Origin of the sequence: Lentzea albidocapillata subsp. violacea (assembly GCF_900100275.1) — a bacterium.
GTDB classification, from domain to species: Bacteria; Actinomycetota; Actinomycetes; order Mycobacteriales; family Pseudonocardiaceae; genus Lentzea; species Lentzea violacea.
Genome location: NZ_FNET01000004.1, coordinates 302,637 through 320,533 on the forward strand (window position 1 = coordinate 302,637; position 17,897 = coordinate 320,533).

The following is a 17,897-nucleotide window of genomic DNA, read 5'->3' on the forward strand; positions in this document are numbered from 1 at the left end:
TGCAGCGACCGGGGCGGTTCCTTCGACAGAGCTGGTTACAGATACGTGCCGGTGTTCGTGGCCGTGTCGATCGCGCGGCCGGCGTCCTGGTTCTTCCCGGTGACGAGCGTGCGGATGTAGACGATCCGCTCGCCCTTCTTGCCCGAGATGCGAGCCCAGTCGTCCGGGTTCGTCGTGTTCGGCAGGTCCTCGTTCTCGGCGAACTCGTCGAGGATGGCGCCCTGCAGGTGCCGGACGGAGAGTCCGGGCTGCTTGGTGTCCAGCAACGACTTGATCGCCGCCTTCTTCGCCCTGTCGACGATGTTCTGGATCATGGCGCCGGAGTTGAAGTCCCGGAAGTACAGGACCTCCTTGTCACCGTTGGCGTAGGTGACCTCCAGGAACCGGTTGTCCTCGGACTCCTCGTACATGCGCTCCACGGTGTGCTGCACCATGCCCTCGATGCAGGCCTTCGGGTCCCCGCCGAACTCGGCGAGGTCGTCGGCGTGCAGCGGGAGGTTGGGCGTCAGGTACTTGTTGAAGATGTCCTTCGCGCCCTCGGCGTCCGGTCGCTCGATCTTGATCTTCACGTCGAGCCGGCCGGGGCGGAGGATCGCCGGGTCGATCATGTCCTCGCGGTTGGAGGCGCCGATGACGATGACGTTCTCCAGGCCCTCGACGCCGTCGATCTCGGCGAGGAGCTGGGGCACGATCGTCGTCTCGACGTCGGACGACACACCCGAACCACGGGTGCGGAAGATCGAGTCCATCTCGTCGAAGAACACGATCACGGGGGTGCCGTCGGACGCCTTCTCACGAGCCCGCTGGAAGATCAGGCGGATGTGCCGCTCGGTCTCACCGACGAACTTGTTGAGGAGCTCGGGGCCCTTGATGTTGAGGAAGTAGGACTTGGCCTGCTTGTCGGTCTCGCCGCGGATCTCCCGCACCTTCTTGGCCAGGGAGTTCGCCACCGCCTTGGCGATGAGCGTCTTGCCGCAGCCGGGAGGGCCGTAGAGCAGCACTCCCTTGGGCGGGCGCAGCTCGTACTCGCGGAACAGGTCGGCGTGCAGGAACGGCAGCTCCACGGCGTCGCGGATCTGCTCGATCTGCCTGGAGAGGCCACCGATGTCGCTGTAGTCGATGTCCGGGACCTCCTCGAGCACGAGGTCCTCGACCTCGGCCTTGGGGACCCGTTCGTAGGCGAAACCCGCCTTCGAGTCGACCAGCAGCGAGTCGCCGGGCTTCAGCGGCGAGTCGAGCAGCGGCTGGGCGAGCCAGACCACCCTCTCCTCGTCCGCGTGGCCGACGACCAGCGCGCGGGAAATGGTGTCCAGACCGTCGTCGTCGGTCAGCACCTCCCGCAGAGAGCAGACCTCGCCGGAACGCTCGAACCCGCCGGCCTCGACGACCGTCAGCGCCTCGTTGAGACGCACGGACTGGCCGTAGGCGATCTTCTCCGGCTCGACCGCGGGGGACACGGCTACGCGCATCCTGCGGCCGGACGTGAAGACGTCCACGGTCCCGTCGTCGAAACGTGCCATGAAGACGCCGTACCCGCTGGGCGGTTGCGCCAGCCGGTCGACTTCCTCACGCAGCGCGAGCAGCTGGCTTCGTGCTTCGCGGAGGGTGTCTATGAGCTTCGTGTTTCGCTCGGTCAGCTGGCTGACGCGCTCTGTCGCCTCAGCCAAGCGCTGCTCGAGCAACCGCGTGTGCCGCGGCGACTCGGTCAGCTTGCGACGCAACGACGCGATCTCGTCCTCGAGGAACCTGATCTGCGCAGTCAGCTCAGCAGAATTGTTGCCTTGGTTCAGCTCGCCACCCTCATCGGGTTGGCTGCCGGGATGACCGTGCTGCATGTCGGCACCCTCCTCCCGTGTTCGTACCGATTACGGTACCGGCGATCACCGACAAAATGGGGTACTCACAACATCATCTTCGCTCGTGTGGTGCAACGGTGAGGCCTCCAACAGAGGTCAACTGCTCCATCTCGGTGTCCGATGCGACCGCCTACCCGCTACGGTGCGTCCCAGAAACCACGACCGGCGTTTCGTGTCTCGACACGCCAGACGACCTGCGAGAAGCCCGAGGAGAGGGTCATGGGAGCACCAGGGCGGCAGCCCGGTCCCTACGGTCCGCGACCCCCCTCGGACGACCGTGGACACGCCTGGTACGGCTCACGGCCCGGCGACGGGCGGCGATCCGCCATCGTCCCACCAGGTGGACCAGTGGTTGATCCGTTCGGCGGTCACGCACCGCAACCCACCCCGTTCGTGCCCGTCGGAGGACCCGCGCGAGCGGGACTCCGATGCGACCGGCCGGCGTGCCGCCAACCGGGTGGTCCCACCGACGCGACCGGCGCACCACCCCGACAGCGCAGTGCATCGCACTCGATTCCCGGTGGAGTTGCCACAATCGTTATCAGACACGACCTTCGCGCGACCGGAACGCAACTCCAGCGCCACTTCAGACCGTGTGCATAACCACTCGTGCGGGTCGATAGATCCCATTCGCCCGCGGGTTACCGGGCGAAGCACCACAATGTCCAGCAGAAGATCACCTCATCCACATCGGGGGAGTTTCGATGACCTACCCGCCGCAGCAGCCCGGTCCCTACGGGCAGCAGCCGCAGCCCGGTGGGCCCTACGGGCAGCAGCCGCCGCAGCAGCCGGGTCAGGGCCAGCCGGGTTACGGCCAGCCACAGCAGCCCGGATACGGCCAGCAGCCGCCACCGGGGTACGGGCAGCAGCCCGGCCAGTACGGCCAGCCGCAGCAGGACCCGTTCGGTCAGCAGGGACCGCCGAGCGGCGGGTTCCAGCAGCAGGGCCAGTACGGTCAGCCGGGCCCGTACGGCCAGCAGCCGTACGGCCAGCCCGGCGGGTTCGGCGGCCCTCCGCCCAAGAAGAGCAACACCGGCCTGATCGTCGGCGTCGTCGTCGGCGTGCTGGTGCTGCTCGGCGGCGGCATCACGGCGGCCGTCATGCTCACCGCCAGCAGCTCGAGCAGTTCCAGCAGCTCGTCGCCGGACTCGGGTTCGACCGACAGCGGCAGCAGCGGTGGCGCCGAGGCCGACGTGAAGAAAGCCGTCGAGGAGTACATCTCCGTCGTGAGCTCGAAGAACGAGAGCAAGGCCAAGTCGATGGCCTGCAAGGCCATGCTCGACGAGGCGGCCGAGCTCGAGCGGAAGCTGACGCCCGAGCAGCGGAAGCTGGCCGAGGAGGCCAAGAAGATGCCGGTGCCGAAGATGACGTACAAGAGCGCGACCGTCTCCGGCAACGAGGCGACCGTCAAGCTCACCATCAGCGGTAGTTACGGCGGCACGACCCAGACCATCGACTCCGAGCTGAAGTTCAAGAAGGAGTCGGGCAACTGGAAGGTCTGCACGCTGGCCAAGGACATCAAGATCCCGACGACCAGGTAGTCGTCAGCCGGCCGGTCCGCTTCATCCACCTCGGGGGAACTCCATGACCTACCCGCCGCAGCAGCCTGGCCCCTACGGGCAGCAGCCGCCGCAGCAACCCGGTTACGGCCAGCAGCCGCAGCCGGGGTACGGACAGCAGCCTGGCCAGTACGGCCAGCAGCCGCCACCCGGCTACGGCCAGCAACCCGGCCAGTACGGCCAGCAGCCGTTCGGCCAGCCCTACGGCCAGCCCGGCGGTTTCGGCGGTCCCCCGCCCAAGAAGAGCAACACCGGCCTGATCATCGGTGTCGTCGTCGGCGTGCTGGTGCTCGTCGGCGGCGGCATCACGGCCGCGGTTCTGCTCTCCGGCGACTCGGGCAGCGGCGACAACACCGCGTCGACGAACACGGAGCCGACGGGCGGCAGCTCCTCGAAACCGGCCACGCCGTCGTCGAAGAGCCCGTCGAGCGGCGGTGACAGCGACGCCGAGGATGTCGCGAAGGAGTTCACCGACAGGATCATCAAGGGCGCTCGCGCGGGCAGCAGCACCCCGAACGACGTCAAGGACCTCGTGTGCTCGGCGGAGTTCCCCAAGCTGAAGCCCCAGTCCGCCGCACCGAACCCGAGCGTCAAGGCCACCGTGTCGGAGGTCAGGACGTCGGGCAGCACCGGCACGTTCAGGCAGAGCCTCACCGGGCTCCAGGACCCGAACAACCCGGGCAAGGTCGCGTCGGGCGCCATCATCTACAAGCTGCTCAAAGAGGGTGGCGACTGGAAGGTCTGCGGCATCGACAAGCTCGAAAGCAACTGACCGGCGAGGGCCCCGCACTCCGGTGAAGTGCGGGGCCCTCGGCGTCGCGAGGTCAGCCCTTGCTGGGGCGGCGCTGCGGCCTGGGCGCCGTGACGCCCTCCGCGAGCCGGCGCGTGGTCAGCAGGAACGCGGTGTGCCCGATCATCCGGTGCTCCGGCCGCACGGCGAGTCCGACGACGTGCCACGGGCGGACGAGCGTCTCCCACGCGTGGGGCTCGGTGAAACACGTCATCTCCCGCAGCGCCTCGGTGACCACCGAGAGCTGCGTCGTCGTGGCGACGTAGACGACCAGGACGCCGCCGGGGATGAGGTTCTTCGCGACCGAGGGCAGCACCTCCCACGGCGAGAGCATGTCGAGGATGACCCGGTCGACCTCGCCCTCGTGGTTCTTCACGTCGTCGACGGTGATCGACCAGTTGCCGGGGCGCTCGCCGAAGAACGTCTCCACGTTGCGGATGGCGTGGACCGCGTGGTCCTCGCGCACCTCGTAGGACTGGACGCTGCCCTTCTCCCCCACCGCGCGCAGCAGCGAGCACGACAACGCGCCGGAGCCCGCCCCTGCCTCCAGAACGCGCGCGCCCGGGAAGATGTCGCCGTACATGCAGATCTGCGCGGCGTCCTTCGGGTAGATCACCTGCGCGCCACGCGGCATCGAGAGCACGTAGTCCGGCAGCAGCGGGCGCAGCGCCAGGAAGGTCGTGCCGCCCACCGACTGCACGACGGACCCCTCGGGCTGCCCGAGGAGCAGGTCGTGCGGGATGGCGCCGCGGTGGGTGTGGTACTCCTTGCCGGGCTCCAGAACGACGGTGTAGTGCCGTCCCTTGGGGTCGGTGAGCTGAACCCGGTCACCCGGCTGGAACGGTCCACTTGCGCTAATCACCGCGCAATGGTGTCAAACGCCCTTCTCAATGGCCGCACGCAGGTCCTCCCTGTGCAGCACGCCCGCCGGACGGCCCTCCAGGTCGACGACGAGGAACTGCCACGCGGCGGTGCCCTGGACGCGTTCGACGATCTCCTCGCCGGGCTCGTCGGCGAGCAGCACGGTCTCGGGCAGGATCGGCTCGGCCGCCTGCTCCGCGGGCGCGAAAGGGCTTGCCGCGGCGAGCTTTTCGGCCGCCACGGTGTCGAGCAGGCCGGCCGCGACGCCGTCCGCCCGCACCAGCACCACACCGCGTCCGGCCGAGGTGCTCAGCGCGTCCGCGACGGGACTCTCCGCCGGCAGCTGGAGCACCGGGCGGATCAGGTCGGCGAGGGTCAGACCGGCGGGCCAGGTGCGACGGCGTTCGCTGGCGAGTTCGCTCCTCGCGCCGACGACGACGCCCCACGCCGTCAGCACGCACACGCCGAAGCGCAGCCAACGGTCTTCCGCACCTTCCGCGACGCCGTACAGCGCCCACGCCACCAATGCGATGGCCACGGCGATACCGCCGACCACGGCGACACGCGTGCCCGTCGCCCGTTGCCCGGTCATGGCCCACACGCCGGCCCTGACGATCCGGCCGCCGTCCAGCGGCAGGCCGGGCAGGAGGTTGAAGACGGCGACGGCGGCGTTCGCGGCGGCGAGCTGGAAGACCAGCACCCACACGACACCGTTCTGGTTCATGACCATCGCGCCGATGCCGAACATGATCGCCAGCACGACGGACACGGCCGGACCGGCGCCCGCGACCGCACCCTCGTGGCCGGGTTTGCCGGGTGTGCGCATGATCTCGGTGGACCCGCCCAGCAGGAACAGGTGCAGTCGTCTGACCGGCAGGCCGAGCCGCAGCGCCACGACGCAGTGGCCGAGCTCGTGCGCGAGCACCGACATCCCGAGGAAGAGTGCGAGCAACACCGCCATCAGCAGCCCGACGCCCGGCGCCGTGCCGGGAGCGAGGTCGTCGACGAACGGGGCGTAGAACGCCACCACGATCGCCGAGCCGATCCACCACGACGGCGCGAGCAACACCGGGATGCCCGCCACCCGGAACAGCAGCAGGCCGCCCACTCGATCACTGATCCGCGCGGCCACGGGAGCACTGTAGAGGGGGTGGTGTGATCTCGCGGTTCGGCGCGGATCGCCCGAGGCGGTGCCGCTTCCCGCGCACGTCCTCAGGACCCGGTACCCAGGTGGCGCTCCCGGGATTGTCAGACCCCTGTCCTAGGGTGCGAACCATGAGCACCACGTTGCGCAGGCCCGCGCTCTCGCCTTCCCGGGCAGGGGACTTCAAGCAGTGCCCGCTGCTCTACCGGTTCCGCGCGGTCGACCGGCTGCCGGAGCGGCCGACGAAGGCGCAGGTGCGCGGCACGGTGGTGCACGCGGTGCTGGAAGACCTGTTCGCACTGCCCGCGGCCGACCGGGTGCCCGACCGCGCGCGTTCGATGATCACGCCGGCCTGGGAGCGGGTGAAGGCCGAGCGCCCGGAGTTCGCGACGCTGTTCGAGGTCGAGGGCAGCGAGGAGGAGGCGGAGTGGCTGGCGTCGGCCACGAAGCTGCTCGACGGCTACTTCGGCCTGGAGGACCCGAGGCGCCTGGAGCCGGAGTCGCGCGAGCTGCTGGTGGAGTCCGAGCTGCCGTCCGGTGTGCTGCTGCGCGGCTACATCGACCGGGTCGACGTGGCCCCGACGGGTGAGATCCGCGTCGTGGACTACAAGACCGGCGCCGCGCCCCGCCAGGTGGGCGAGGCGAAGGCGTTGTTCCAGATGAAGTTCTACGCGCTGGTGCTGTGGAAGCTGCGCGGCGTCGTCCCCCGCCAGCTGCGCCTGATGTACCTCGCCGATCGCCAGGCCCTCGCCTACACGCCGGACGAGTCGGAGCTGGCCCGCTTCGAGCGCACGCTCGACGCGATCTGGCAGGCCATCATGCGGGCCGCGCCGACGGGCGACTTCCGCCCCAACCCCAGCCGGCTGTGCGACTACTGCGACCACAAGGCCTTCTGCCCGGCGTTCGACGGCACCCCGCCGCCCTACCCTGGCTGGCCCGAGCCGGACGACACCGAGACCCTCCAGGACCGCGACTGATGCCTGCCTTCTACCTGCCGCTGGGCGGCGACACGTTCCGCTCCACCGAGCACACCGTCGGCCCGTGGGGCCCGGACAGCCAGCACCTCGGCCCGCCCTCGGCGTTGCTGGTGCGGTCGTTGCTGGCGCTGGGCAACCCGTCGTCGGCCCTGGCGCGCGTCACGTTCGAGGTGCTCGGCCCCGTCCCGGTGGCCGACCTGACGGTGTCCACCTCGGTCGAACGCCCCGGCCGCTCGGTCGAGCTGCTGGCGGCGTCGCTGTCCCACGAAGGCCGCACCGTGCTCACGGCGCGAGCGTGGCGCATCGTCACCTCGGACACGGCTGCCGTGGCAGGCGGTGATGTTCCCGCGCTGGCACCGCCGGAGTCCGCCGTGCCGATGGAGATCCCCGACCACTGGGGCGGCGGTTACCTGGCCGCCGTCGAGTGGCTTTCCGTGTCGGGCGGCATCTTCACGCCGGGCGACGCGCAGGTGTGGGCCCGCCCGCGGGTGGCCGTGGTCGAGGGTTCCGAGCCGTCACCGGAGGAACTGCTGTTCGCCGTGGTCGACTCGGCGAGCGGCGTCTCGTCCCGTGTGGACATTCGCAAGTGGTACGCCATCAACACCGACCTGACCGTCCACCTGCACCGCCGCCCCGTCGGCGAGTGGGTCGGGATGGACGCCCGGACGACCATCGGGCCGGACGGCGTCGGGCTCGCGACCAGCGTGGTGCACGACGTGGCCGGGCCGGTGGGCACGACGGCGCAGGCGCTGTTCGTGCGCGAGAGGAGCTGACTCAGCGGGAGAGTTCGAGCCGGGTGCTCGCGTCGTCTCTGAGCACCACGACCACACCGCTGTTCCTGGTCCACCCGTCGGACACCAGGAAGTACTTGCCGCCGGTGTTCTCCAGCAACCTCAGGCCGGAGTACCGGTACCGATACCTCGACCTGTCACCGTCGAGAGGATCCTCGCGCACGCCGGGTGCGGTGATGTGCATCCGTTCCTGACTGTAGATCGTTACCGCGGGCGCTTCGCTCGCCACGAACTCGTCGGCCAGCCGCTGACCGTCCACCTGCGCGTAGTTCAGCGCGGCCCAGAAGAGACTCAGCACCCCGGCGGCGACCGCGAACAGCCGGACCTTCCGCCAGTCCCATGCCGGCCGCCCGCGGAGCTGGATCACGTAGCAGGACAACATGATCCCGCCACCGACCGCCAGCGGGAACACGTAGAAGCTCACCACCGGCCACACGTACCCCAGCCCGACCACCACGAGTGGCAGCGTCAGCCACGACAACGCCAGCACCCTGAGGTTCCTGCTCTTCACGGCCGGCCGCAGGCGTGGCTCCAGCCACAACCACAGCAGCCCGGCCACCACGACCACCGCCAGCAACGTGAACACCGGCCGCATACTGCGCAGCACGTAGTCCGCGGTGGACATGCCGAGGACGTTGCTCTCGATGCCGAGCGCACGGGCGTGCGTCTCGCTGCGCTTCCAGCCGAACGCCACCAGCAGCCCGGTGATCACCGAGACGTTGGCGAGCACCGCGCCGATCATGCGCAGCGCCTCGTTCTGGTCCGTGGCCGGCGTGGGCTTCTGCCTGAGCGGCAGGCGCCGCGGTGTCTTCATGACGAACTGGACGAACTGGACGAGCTGGACGCGGTGGTCGTGGTGGTGGTCGTGGTGGTTGTGCCTTCGACGACGTCCGTGCGCGGATCATCCTTCGCGAACGAGTCCTCAGTCGGCCAGCGCGGCGGCGTGCCCGGCGTGCAGCGCACCGACTCCTGCGCGATCTGGTCGAGCACGCTGCGCACCGCCCGCAGGATCGCGCAGTCGACCGCGGCCGATCCACCGGCCCCCTGGTGCATCTGCAGCCCCAGCGCCGCGGCCTTGCCGTACATCGACCGGGCACCGGACGTCCTGCCACCACACAGGTCGACGGCCGCCTGGTACAGCGGGGCGTTGCGCGGTGACATCAGGCCGCTCCACGTCCGATCGAGCTCCTGCTGCGCCTCGCCGCACGCCTTGCCCAGCAGCCGCCGGTAGATCACGTCCTCGTTGGTGGTCGGCGAAGTCGGGCCCTCGGGCAGGCTCCAGCCGTACTGCCGTTTCGTGGTCGCGGTCGTCTTCTTCTGAGGCGACGTCGTGGTGGTGTGCACGGGCGCTGTCGTCGCCTCGCTCGTGCCCGTGGTGATCGTGGCCGTGGCCGTATCGGCGGTGGTACCGCCGGGGCCGGACAGCGCGCCGCTGCCGCAGCCGGCGATGACGATCACGAGTGCGAACGGGATGATCCTGCGGCAGCCGTCCATCGCGACCACCACCTTTCCTCGGTGACGCAAACTAGGAGGAAAGCGCGCACTCTCCGGATACACCTGGCCGTTCCGCCGAACGGGGGATTGGCGCGTTCCGGATCTCGCCCTGCACAGATCCCGCAGCTCCACCCGAGGGCGTACCGTCAGCGGGACTGTGAAGAGGTTCGCGAACCGGCAGGAAGCGGGCCGCGCCCTCGCCGCGCGACTCGCGGACCTGCCGTGGCACGACCCGCTGGTCCTCGGCCTCCCGAGAGGCGGCGTCCCGGTGGCCAAGGAGATCGCGCAGCACCTCAACGCCGAACTGGACGTCGTCGTGGCGCGCAAGATCGGTGCGCCTGGCCACCCCGAGTACGGCGTCGGCGCCGTCACCGCGGACAGCGAACCCATCTACGACCCGAGAGCGCTCAGGGCCCTGAACCTCACCGAAGAGCAACTGGGCCGCACCTGCGACGAAGAACGCGCCGAAGCCCACCGGCGCACGGTCCTCTACCGCGGCGACAAACCGCTCGTCATCAGGGACCGCGACGTGATCCTCGTGGACGACGGCCTGGCCACCGGCGTCACCGCCAGAGCGGCACTCCACTGGATCGCCAGACGCGAACCGAGGAGCGTCACCCTGGCCGTCCCGGTCGCCGCGAGAGAGTCCCTCAAGGCCTTCACGACGAGAGTGATCGCCGTCCTCACACCGGCGCACTTCCAGGCCGTGAGCCGCTGGTACGAGAGCTTCGATCAGACCACGGACGAAGAGGTGCTCAACGCGCTCTCGTAGTGCGACACCTCGGGGAACGGCGAGTAGAAGCGGTGCAGCAAGGCCGACCACCGCTCATACGCCGGTCCCTGCCGGAAACCCACCGTGTGCGACTCGACCGTGTCCCAGCGCACGAGCAGCAGGTAGCGCGACGGCGTCTCCAGGCATCGCAGCAGTTCGAGGCCGCGGAAGCCCGGCGAGGCGGAGATCAGCTCCCGCGCCTCGCCGAACGCCCACTCGAACTCCTCGGCACTACCCGGCAGCACGTCCAGCAGGGCGTGCTCGGTGATCACAGCCGGCAGAACCTGATGTCCGAGGCCAGCACGGCCTTGGCACCGATCGCGGCCAGCTGGTCCATCACCTTGTTCGCCTCCTTGCGCGACACCATCGCCCGCACGGCCGCCCAGTCCGGGTTGGCCAGCGGCGCGACGGTCGGTGACTCCAGGCCCGGGGTCAGCGCGATCGCGTCCTCGATGATCGAACGCGGGCAGTCGTAGTCGAGCATCAGGTACTGCTGCGCGAACACGACACCCTGGATGCGGGCCGTCAGCTGCTTCTTGGCGGCCGTGAGCTCCGAGCCGTTGCGGTGGATCAGGACCGCCTCCGACTCGCAGATCGGCTCGCCGAACGGCACCAGGTCGTGCTGCTTGAGAGTCCGGCCCGAGCCCACGACGTCGGCGATCAGGTCGGCCACGCCCAGCTGGATCGAGATCTCCACGGCACCGTCGAGACGGATCACCTTCGCGGTGATGCCGCGGGCCCTGAGGTCGCGGCCCACGAGCTTCGGGTACGCGGTGGCGAGGCGCTTGCCTTCGAGGTCGGAGACCTTCCAGTCGGTGCCGCGAGGCCCGGCGTAGCGGAAGGTCGACGAGCCGAAGCCCAGCGCCAGCAACTCCTCGACGGAGGAGCCGTTGTCGTCGGCGCCCGAGTCGGCGGCCAGGTCCCGGCCGGTGATGCCGAGGTCGAGGTCACCGGACGCCACGTAGATAGCGATGTCCTTGGGACGCAGGAAGAAGAACTCGACCTCGTTGTTGTTGTCGAGCACCGTCAGGTCGCGCGGCTCGTGCCGCTGCCGGTAGCCGGCCTCGGTGAGCATGGCGGAGGCGCGTTCAGCGAGCGCGCCCTTGTTCGGGACTGCAACGCGCAGCATGTGGAAGTCTTCCGTCAGAGGTACTTGTAGACGTCTTCGAGGGTGAGGCCACGGCCCAGCATGAGCACCTGGAGGCGGTAGAGCAGCTGCGAGATCTCCTCGGAGAGCTTCTCGTCCGACTCGTACTCGGCGGCGATCCAGACTTCGCCCGCCTCCTCCAGGACCTTCTTTCCCTGCGCATGGACCCCGGCCTCGAGCGCGGCGACGGTGCCGGAATGCTCCGGCCTGGTGGCGGCTCGTTCGGTCAGTTCAGCGAACAGGGAATCGAAGGTCTTCACGGCACGACATCCTCCCATCCCGGCGCCCCCCGTCCACACCGCGGTCGCATCTGTCCCAGGCGGTGGACGTGATCTGTCCTGCACAGACACCCAGTAGCGTGAACTTCTGTGTCTGAGTTCGCCGAGGTCCTCGAAGCACTGCGCCGGGTGCGCGGAATCAACCCCTTCTTCGCGCTCGACGTGGGCCGCCCCGACGATTCCTGGTTGCCCGGAACCGCATTGCTGGAGGGCCCGGCGCTCAAGACCACGATCGACTCCATCGCGAACCGGTACAAAGCCGACGAACCACGCGTGGCGGCGAGCCTGTTCTTCCTCAGCTACACGGCACGGCTGCTCAGTCCGCTCACGGCCGCGAACATCCCGATCGACGTCCGCCCGGAGAACCTGTGGTGGCAGCACCACCCGGCGAACGGCCTGAGCGTCCGCATCGACCAGCCGCGACTGGGCCCGCAGGCCGCGGAAGCGCTCGAACCGGTGGTGGAAGCGATCCAGCGGGTAACCCCGGTGGCCCGCGGACTGCTGTGGGGCAACGCGATGTCGAACATCGCCGGCGCGCTGAAAATGGTTGTGCGCGCACGCATGCTCACCGCCGAGGAAGCGGAAGAACGGGGCGAACGGCTCATGAGCGCACCGCCGTTCGAACAGGCCGGAGAATTCCTGACTTTTCCCGGCGAGGTCACGTTCCTTCGTCGGTCGTGTTGTCTCTACTACCGCGTCGCCGCAGGTGGGAAGTGCGGTGACTGTCCACTCGTGAAGTGAAGAACGCAACAACTCTTATGGCCGGTTGTGCTTATCGGGCCGCTCAACTTACGGTGCATGCGCCGCAGTGACGGGAAGCCGGTGAGAATCCGGCGCGGTCCTCGCCACTGTGACCGGGAAGCGATCCCCGCCGAGCACGTCACTGGTCCCCACCGGGACTGGGAAGACGCGGGGGCAGCGTTGATCCGGGAGTCAGGAGACCGGCTGCGGCGCCGCAAGGAGAGTTGACCTTCCACGAGGTATGGAGGAGCCCGTCATGACGAGCCCCGCAGCAAACCTGTCCGCCGTCCGCGTGCCCAAATGGGCCTTCGCCGTCTCAGTGCTCGGCCTGATCGTCACCTACCTGGTCCTGCAGGAGAACGGCCTCGCGCTCGGCGCGAGTTCCGGGTTGCTGCACGAGTTCTTCCACGACGGCCGCCACGCCCTCGGCGTCCCCTGCCACTGATCAGATCCACCGATCAAGCAGATGACGACGTACAAGTCCCTTGCGCTGCGCGGAGTCGCGGCCGGCGGTATCGCCGGTGTCGCGTCCGCGCTGGTGCAGCTCCTGGTGACCGAGATCCCGATTCGTGCCGCGCTCGCGGTCGAGGAGGCCCGGGCACCCGCCGGTGAGGAAGCCGGCCACTCGCACGGTGGCGAAGAACTCGTCAGCCGCGGCGCCCAGGTCGTGGGCGGCATGCTCGGCGTGGTGATCGTCGGCATCGCGGTGGGCCTGGTGTTCGCCACGGCCTACGCGCTGTCGAAGCGCTGGTTCACCGGCAGCACACCGTTCAGCCGCAGCTTCGCCTTCGGTGCCGCGGTGTTCGGTGCCGTGGCGCTGCTGCCGTGGCTCAAGTACCCCGCCAACCCGCCCGCCGTGGGCGACCCGGAGACGGTGAACTACCGGACCGCGCTCTATCTCGGTGTGGTGGCAGCCGGTCTGGTGATCGTGTGGGCCGCCAGCTGGCTCGCCGAGCGGCTACACGCTCAGTCGCAGCCGGTGCGGGTCACCGCGGTGCTCCTCGCGGTGGCCGCGGCGGTCGCAGTGGTGCTGCTGGCGTTCCCCGCGCCGCCGGACACGATCCCCGCGGACATGCCGGTGAACGTGCTGTGGCAGTTCCGCCTCAGCTCGCTCGCCCAGCTCGCCACGCTCTACGTCGGCATCGGCGTGGTGTTCGGCCTGCTGATCGACCCGGCCACCCGCAAGGCCAAGGTCGCAGTCGCGTGATGGTGTGGGGTGACCGCACGAACGGCCACCCCACACCAACGGCTAAAGAGCCTTCAGCACGTCGACGTCCACGCCCACGAGCGAGTCGCGGAACACCCGCCGCTCCCCCGCCTCCACCTCGACGTCACACGGCACGACCAGCACGGTGCATCCGGCGGCCACGGCAGCGGCCACCCCGGTCGGCGAGTCCTCGACCGCCACGCACCGCGCCGGATCCACGCCCAGCAGCCGCGCCGCCTTCAGGTACGGCTCGGGCAGCGGCTTGTTGAGCCCGTCCACCTCGTCACCGCACACGGTCACGTCGAACAGGTCCCGCCCGATCGTGTCCAGCGCGACCTCGGTCAGCGAGCGCTCGGTCGACGTCACCAACGCCATCGGCACGCCTGACTCGCGCACGGCACGCAGGGCTTCCTGGGCACCCGGACGCCACGGCAGGCCGGCACGGAAGACCTCCTCGGTGCGGCGGGAGATCCACGCGGCGCCGTCGGCCATGTCGGCCTCGGTGGGCTCGATGCCGACGTCGGCGAACAGCAGGCGCATCGTGGTCGGCACGTTGCTGCCGACCATGCGTTCGCGGGTCTCCGGCGACAGGATCCCGCCGAGCTTCTCCGCGTACTCGTAGAGCGGGATGTCCCACAGCTTCTCGGAGTCCAGCAGCGTGCCGTCCATGTCCCACAGCACTGCAAGAGGATCAGACACAGCCAGGTCAGACATTGAAGTACTTCGCCTCCGGATGGTGCGCCACGAAGGCGTCGGTGGACTGTTCCGGGTGTAGCTGGAGTTCCTCGGACAGCGAGACCCCGATGCGCGACGGCTCCAGGAGCTCGACGATGCGCCGGCGGTCTTCCATCTCGGGGCAGGCGCCGTAGCCGAACGAGTAACGCGCACCCCGGTAGCCGAGTTTGAAGTACTCCTCGACGTCGGCCGGGTCCTCGGCGGCGACAGTGCCGCCCGTCGGCCACACGAGTTCCTCGCGGACCCGCTTGTGCCAGTACTCGGCCAGCGCCTCGGTGAGCTGGACCCCCAGTCCGTGGACTTCCAGGTACTCACGATACGCGTTCTTGCCGAACAGTTCGTTCGCGTAGTCGGCGATCGGCTGGCCCATCGTCACGAGGTGGAACGCGATCACGTCGGCCTCGCCGGACTCCTTCGAACGCCAGAAGTCCGACAGGCAGAGCCTGCGATCCCTTTTCTGGCGCGGAAAAGTGAACCTGAAGCGCTCGGCGGCACCCACCGACGGCTCCGTCAGAATCACTAGATCGTCGCCGTCGGAGACGCACGGGAAGTAGCCGTAGACGAGCGCGGCGTGGGCAAGAACACCTTCCGTGGCAAGACGTTCCATCCAGTAGCGCAGGCGCGGGCGGCCTTCGGTCTCGACCAGCTCCTCGTAGGTCGGGCCGCCGCCGCGCGTGCCCTTCAGGCCCCACTGACCCATGAACGTCGCCCGCTCGTCCAGCAACGCCGAGTAGTCCGCGACCGGAATGCCCTTCACGACCCGGCTGCCCCAGAACGGCGGCACCGGGATCGGGTTGTCGGCCGCCACGTCGGAGCGGCCGGTCATGACTTCTTCTTCCCCCGCAGCGGCTTTGCGGGCCGCCGCGATGCGCAGCGACCGTTCGCGGCGGGCCTTGCGTTCCAGAACTTTCGCCTGCGTCTCGGAATCCACCATCGGGGTCTCGCCGCGCTTGGCCGCCATGATCGCGTCCATCAGCCGCAGGCCCTCGAAGGCGTCGCGGGCGTAGCGGACGTCGCCGAAGTACATCTCCGTCAGGTCGTTCTCGACGTACGCGCGGGTCAACGCCGCGCCGCCGAGCAGCACCGGCCACCGTGCGGCGACACCCCGGGAGTTCATCTCCTCGAGGTTCTCCTTCATGATCACGGTCGACTTGACCAGCAGGCCGGACATGCCGATCGCGTCCGCGCGGTGTTCCTCCGCGGCCTCCAGGATCGTGTTGATCGGCTGCTTGATGCCGATGTTCACGACCTCGTAGCCGTTGTTGGACAGGATGATGTCGACGAGGTTCTTGCCGATGTCGTGGACGTCGCCCTTCACGGTGGCGAGCACGATCCGGCCCTTGCCGCCGTCGTCGGACCGTTCCATGTGCGGTTCGAGGTGCGCGACGGCGGTCTTCATGACCTCGGCGGACTGCAGCACGAACGGCAGCTGCATCTGGCCGGAACCGAAGAGTTCACCCACGGTCTTCATGCCGGCGAGCAGCGTGTCGTTGATGATCTGCAACGCCGGGCGCTCGTCCAGTGCGGCGTCCAGGTCGGCTTCCAGGCCGTTGCGCTCGCCGTCGATAATCCGGCGCTGCAGGCGTTCGAACAACGGCAGCGCGGCCAGTTCCTCCACACGGGTAGCGGAGTTCGACTTCGTGGTGACGCCCTCGAACAGCTCCATGAGCTTCTGCAGCGGGTCGTAACCCTCGCGGCGGCGGTCGTAGACCAGGTCGAGGGCCACCGCGCGCTGCTCGTCGGGAATGCGCGCCATCGGCACGATCTTGGACGCGTGCACGATCGCGGTGTCGAGGCCCGCCTGCACGCATTCGTGCAGGAACACGGAGTTCAGCACCTGACGCGCCGCCGGGTTGAGTCCGAAGGAGACGTTCGACAGGCCCAGAGTCGTTTGCACGTCCGGATAACGGCGTTTGAGCTCGCGGATCGCCTCGATCGTCTCGAGGGCGTCGCGGCGCACCTCCTCCTGGCCGGTGGAGATCGGGAACGTCAGGCAGTCGACGATGATGTCGTTGACCCGCATGCCCCAGTTCGTCGTCAGGTCCTCGATCAGGCGGGTGGCGACGCGGATCTTCCACTCGGCCGTGCGAGCCTGGCCCTCCTCGTCGATGCACAGCGCCACGACCGCCGCGCCGTGCTCGGAGACGAGGCGCATGATCTTCTGGAACCGGGAGTCCGGGCCGTCGCCGTCCTCGTAGTTGACCGAGTTGACGGCGCTGCGGCCGCCGAGACACTCCAGACCGGCCTGCAGCACGCCCGGTTCGGTGGAGTCGAGCACGATCGGCAACGTCGACGCGGTGGCCAGCCGCGAGGCCAGCGCACGCATGTCCGCCTCGCCGTCGCGGCCCACGTAGTCGATGCAGAGGTCGATCAGGTGGGCGCCCTCGCGCGTCTGGTCGCGCGCGATCTCGATGCAGTCCTCCCACTTCTCCGCCAGCATCGCCTCGCGGAACGCCTTGGAGCCGTTGGCGTTCGTGCGTTCGCCGATCATCAGCACCGAAGCGTCCTGTTTGAACGGAACGGCCTGGTACAGAGAGGACACACCGGGCTCCGGGCGCGGCCGGCGCGCCGACGGACCGAGGTCGCGCACCGCGTCGGCCACCTGGCGCAGGTGCTCGGACGTCGTGCCGCAGCAGCCGCCGACGAGCCGCGCGCCGAACTCACGAACGAACCCCGCCAGCGCCTGCGCCAGTTCCTCCGGCGACAACGGGTAGACCGCGCCGTGGGGACCCAGTTCGGGGAGTCCGGCGTTCGGCATCACCGACAACGGGATGCGCGCGTGCTTCGACAGCGTCCGCAAGTGCTCGCTCATCTCGGCGGGACCGGTGGCGCAGTTGAGCCCGATCAGGTCGATTCCCAGCGGTTCCAGCGCGGTCAGCGCGGCGCCGATCTCCGAGCCGAGCAGCATCGTGCCGGTCGTCTCGACGGTCACCTGGGCGATGATCGGCACGAACCGCCCCTCGGCCGTCATCGCGCGCTTGGCGCCGATGACGGACGCCTTGGTCTGCAGCAGGTCCTGCGATGTCTCGACGATGATCGCGTCCACCCCGCCGACGAGCAGGCCCTTGCACTGCTCCTGGTAGGCGTCGCGCAACGTCGCATAGGGAGCGTGGCCGAGCGTCGGCAGTTTGGTGCCGGGACCGACGGAGCCGAGCACGAACCGGGGCTGCCCGGACGTGCCGAACTCGTCCGCCACCTCCCTGGCCAGAGCGGCGCCGCGCTCGGACAGGTGGAAGATCTGGTCCGGAATGTCGTACTCGGCGAGGTTCGCGAGGTTCGCACCGAAAGTATTCGTTTCCACGGCATCGCAGCCGACTTCGAGATAGCCGCGATGCACCGCCTTGACGACGTCCGGGCGGGTGACGTTCAGGATCTCGTTGCAGCCCTCAAGACCGTTGAAGTCGTCGAGAGAGAGGTCAACGGCCTGAAGCATCGTGCCCATGGCCCCGTCAGCGACGACAACACGGTTCACCAGCGCTTCCAGCAACGGCGACTCTCCGCGATCACGCATGGGCCAAGCCTACGATGAGTTGACTGGCCGAACC

The 17,897-nt window shown here is 68.9% G+C and carries 18 protein-coding genes and 1 riboswitch; of the genes, 8 read left to right on the forward strand and 10 right to left on the reverse strand.

What is annotated here, in order from left to right; translation table 11 throughout:
• Positions 1 to 35 precede the first annotated feature (35 nt).
• On the reverse strand, positions 36 to 1,835 hold the full coding sequence (gene arc / locus BLR21_RS11860) for a proteasome ATPase (RefSeq protein ID WP_090005874.1): 1,800 nt from the start codon (positions 1,833 to 1,835) through the stop codon (positions 36 to 38).
• A gap of 725 nt (positions 1,836 to 2,560) precedes the next feature.
• Here arc and BLR21_RS11865 point away from each other — a divergent pair.
• On the forward strand, positions 2,561 to 3,397 hold the full coding sequence (locus tag BLR21_RS11865) for an Rv0361 family membrane protein (RefSeq protein WP_090005875.1): 837 nt from the start codon (positions 2,561 to 2,563) through the stop codon (positions 3,395 to 3,397).
• Between the two features lie 43 nt (positions 3,398 to 3,440).
• On the forward strand, positions 3,441 to 4,187 hold the full coding sequence (locus BLR21_RS11870; RefSeq protein WP_090005876.1) for a hypothetical protein: 747 nt from the start codon (positions 3,441 to 3,443) through the stop codon (positions 4,185 to 4,187).
• Between the two features lie 52 nt (positions 4,188 to 4,239).
• On the opposite strand, the gene BLR21_RS11875 is transcribed toward BLR21_RS11870, so the two are convergent.
• Positions 4,240 to 5,067, reverse strand: coding sequence for a tRNA (adenine-N1)-methyltransferase (locus tag BLR21_RS11875; RefSeq protein WP_090005877.1), 828 nt, complete (start codon positions 5,065 to 5,067; stop codon positions 4,240 to 4,242).
• 12 nt (positions 5,068 to 5,079) lie between these two features.
• Entirely contained in the window at positions 5,080 to 6,198 is a 1,119-nt protein-coding gene (locus BLR21_RS11880; RefSeq protein ID WP_090005878.1) for a site-2 protease family protein, read from the reverse strand.
• A 143-nt stretch (positions 6,199 to 6,341) separates the two neighbouring features.
• Between BLR21_RS11880 and BLR21_RS11885 the strand changes: the two genes are divergently transcribed.
• Positions 6,342 to 7,187: a RecB family exonuclease gene (locus BLR21_RS11885; protein ID WP_090005879.1), complete on the forward strand. Its 846-nt coding sequence runs from the start codon at positions 6,342 to 6,344 to the stop codon at positions 7,185 to 7,187.
• Positions 7,187 to 7,960 carry a thioesterase family protein gene (locus BLR21_RS11890; protein ID WP_090005880.1) on the forward strand — a complete coding sequence of 258 codons (774 nt, stop codon included), beginning with the start codon at positions 7,187 to 7,189 and terminating at the stop codon, positions 7,958 to 7,960. Before BLR21_RS11885 ends, BLR21_RS11890 begins: the two co-directional genes overlap by 1 nt.
• Before the next feature lies 1 nt (position 7,961).
• Here BLR21_RS11890 and BLR21_RS11895 read toward each other — a convergent pair whose 3' ends face one another.
• Complete coding sequence (locus tag BLR21_RS11895) at positions 7,962 to 8,792, reverse strand: hypothetical protein (protein WP_090005881.1); 831 nt, start codon at positions 8,790 to 8,792, stop codon at positions 7,962 to 7,964.
• Positions 8,789 to 9,481 (reverse strand): hypothetical protein, encoded by a 693-nt coding sequence (locus tag BLR21_RS11900; RefSeq protein ID WP_143027688.1) that lies wholly within the window; start codon positions 9,479 to 9,481, stop codon positions 8,789 to 8,791. Before BLR21_RS11900 ends, BLR21_RS11895 begins: the two co-directional genes overlap by 4 nt.
• A 148-nt stretch (positions 9,482 to 9,629) precedes the next feature.
• On the opposite strand from BLR21_RS11900, the gene BLR21_RS11905 reads away from it, so the two are divergent.
• Positions 9,630 to 10,244, forward strand: a complete 615-nt coding sequence (locus BLR21_RS11905; protein WP_090005883.1) for a phosphoribosyltransferase — start codon at positions 9,630 to 9,632, stop codon at positions 10,242 to 10,244.
• Here BLR21_RS11905 and BLR21_RS11910 read toward each other — a convergent pair.
• From BLR21_RS11910 to BLR21_RS11920, 3 genes are read right to left on the reverse strand one after another with little or no spacing between them, the layout of a single operon-like run.
• Positions 10,205 to 10,516 (reverse strand): antibiotic biosynthesis monooxygenase family protein, encoded by a 312-nt coding sequence (locus tag BLR21_RS11910; protein WP_090005884.1) that lies wholly within the window; start codon positions 10,514 to 10,516, stop codon positions 10,205 to 10,207. The two genes, BLR21_RS11905 and BLR21_RS11910, sit on opposite strands and share 40 nt — an antisense overlap.
• The gene (gene hisG, locus BLR21_RS11915; protein ID WP_090005885.1) at positions 10,513 to 11,373 is read right to left on the reverse strand and encodes an ATP phosphoribosyltransferase; all 861 of its coding nucleotides are present in this window, start codon (positions 11,371 to 11,373) and stop codon (positions 10,513 to 10,515) included. Before hisG ends, BLR21_RS11910 begins: the two co-directional genes overlap by 4 nt.
• A gap of 14 nt (positions 11,374 to 11,387) precedes the next feature.
• Entirely contained in the window at positions 11,388 to 11,651 is a 264-nt protein-coding gene (locus BLR21_RS11920; protein ID WP_090005886.1) for a phosphoribosyl-ATP diphosphatase, read from the reverse strand.
• Positions 11,652 to 11,759: 108 nt separating this feature from the next.
• Between BLR21_RS11920 and BLR21_RS11925 the strand changes: the two genes are divergently transcribed.
• From BLR21_RS11925 to BLR21_RS11935, 3 genes are all read left to right on the forward strand, one after another.
• Entirely contained in the window at positions 11,760 to 12,410 is a 651-nt protein-coding gene (locus BLR21_RS11925) for a (2Fe-2S)-binding protein (RefSeq protein ID WP_090005887.1), read from the forward strand.
• A 48-nt stretch (positions 12,411 to 12,458) separates the two neighbouring features.
• Positions 12,459 to 12,633: riboswitch (cobalamin riboswitch) on the forward strand.
• A 33-nt stretch (positions 12,634 to 12,666) separates the two neighbouring features.
• A complete protein-coding gene (locus BLR21_RS11930; protein ID WP_090006057.1) occupies positions 12,667 to 12,855 on the forward strand; it encodes a CbtB domain-containing protein in 189 nt (62 codons plus the stop codon).
• 21 nt (positions 12,856 to 12,876) lie between these two features.
• The gene (locus BLR21_RS11935) at positions 12,877 to 13,617 is read left to right on the forward strand and encodes a CbtA family protein (protein WP_090005888.1); all 741 of its coding nucleotides are present in this window, start codon (positions 12,877 to 12,879) and stop codon (positions 13,615 to 13,617) included.
• A gap of 42 nt (positions 13,618 to 13,659) precedes the next feature.
• Here BLR21_RS11935 and BLR21_RS11940 read toward each other — a convergent pair whose 3' ends face one another.
• Together BLR21_RS11940 and metH are read right to left on the reverse strand one after the other, a co-directional pair.
• Positions 13,660 to 14,331: an HAD family hydrolase gene (locus BLR21_RS11940; protein WP_176929596.1), complete on the reverse strand. Its 672-nt coding sequence runs from the start codon at positions 14,329 to 14,331 to the stop codon at positions 13,660 to 13,662.
• Positions 14,324 to 17,863 carry a methionine synthase gene (gene metH, locus BLR21_RS11945; RefSeq protein WP_090005889.1) on the reverse strand — a complete coding sequence of 1,180 codons (3,540 nt, stop codon included), beginning with the start codon at positions 17,861 to 17,863 and terminating at the stop codon, positions 14,324 to 14,326. The genes BLR21_RS11940 and metH overlap by 8 nt, the downstream gene beginning before the upstream one ends.
• Positions 17,864 to 17,897 lie beyond the last annotated feature (34 nt).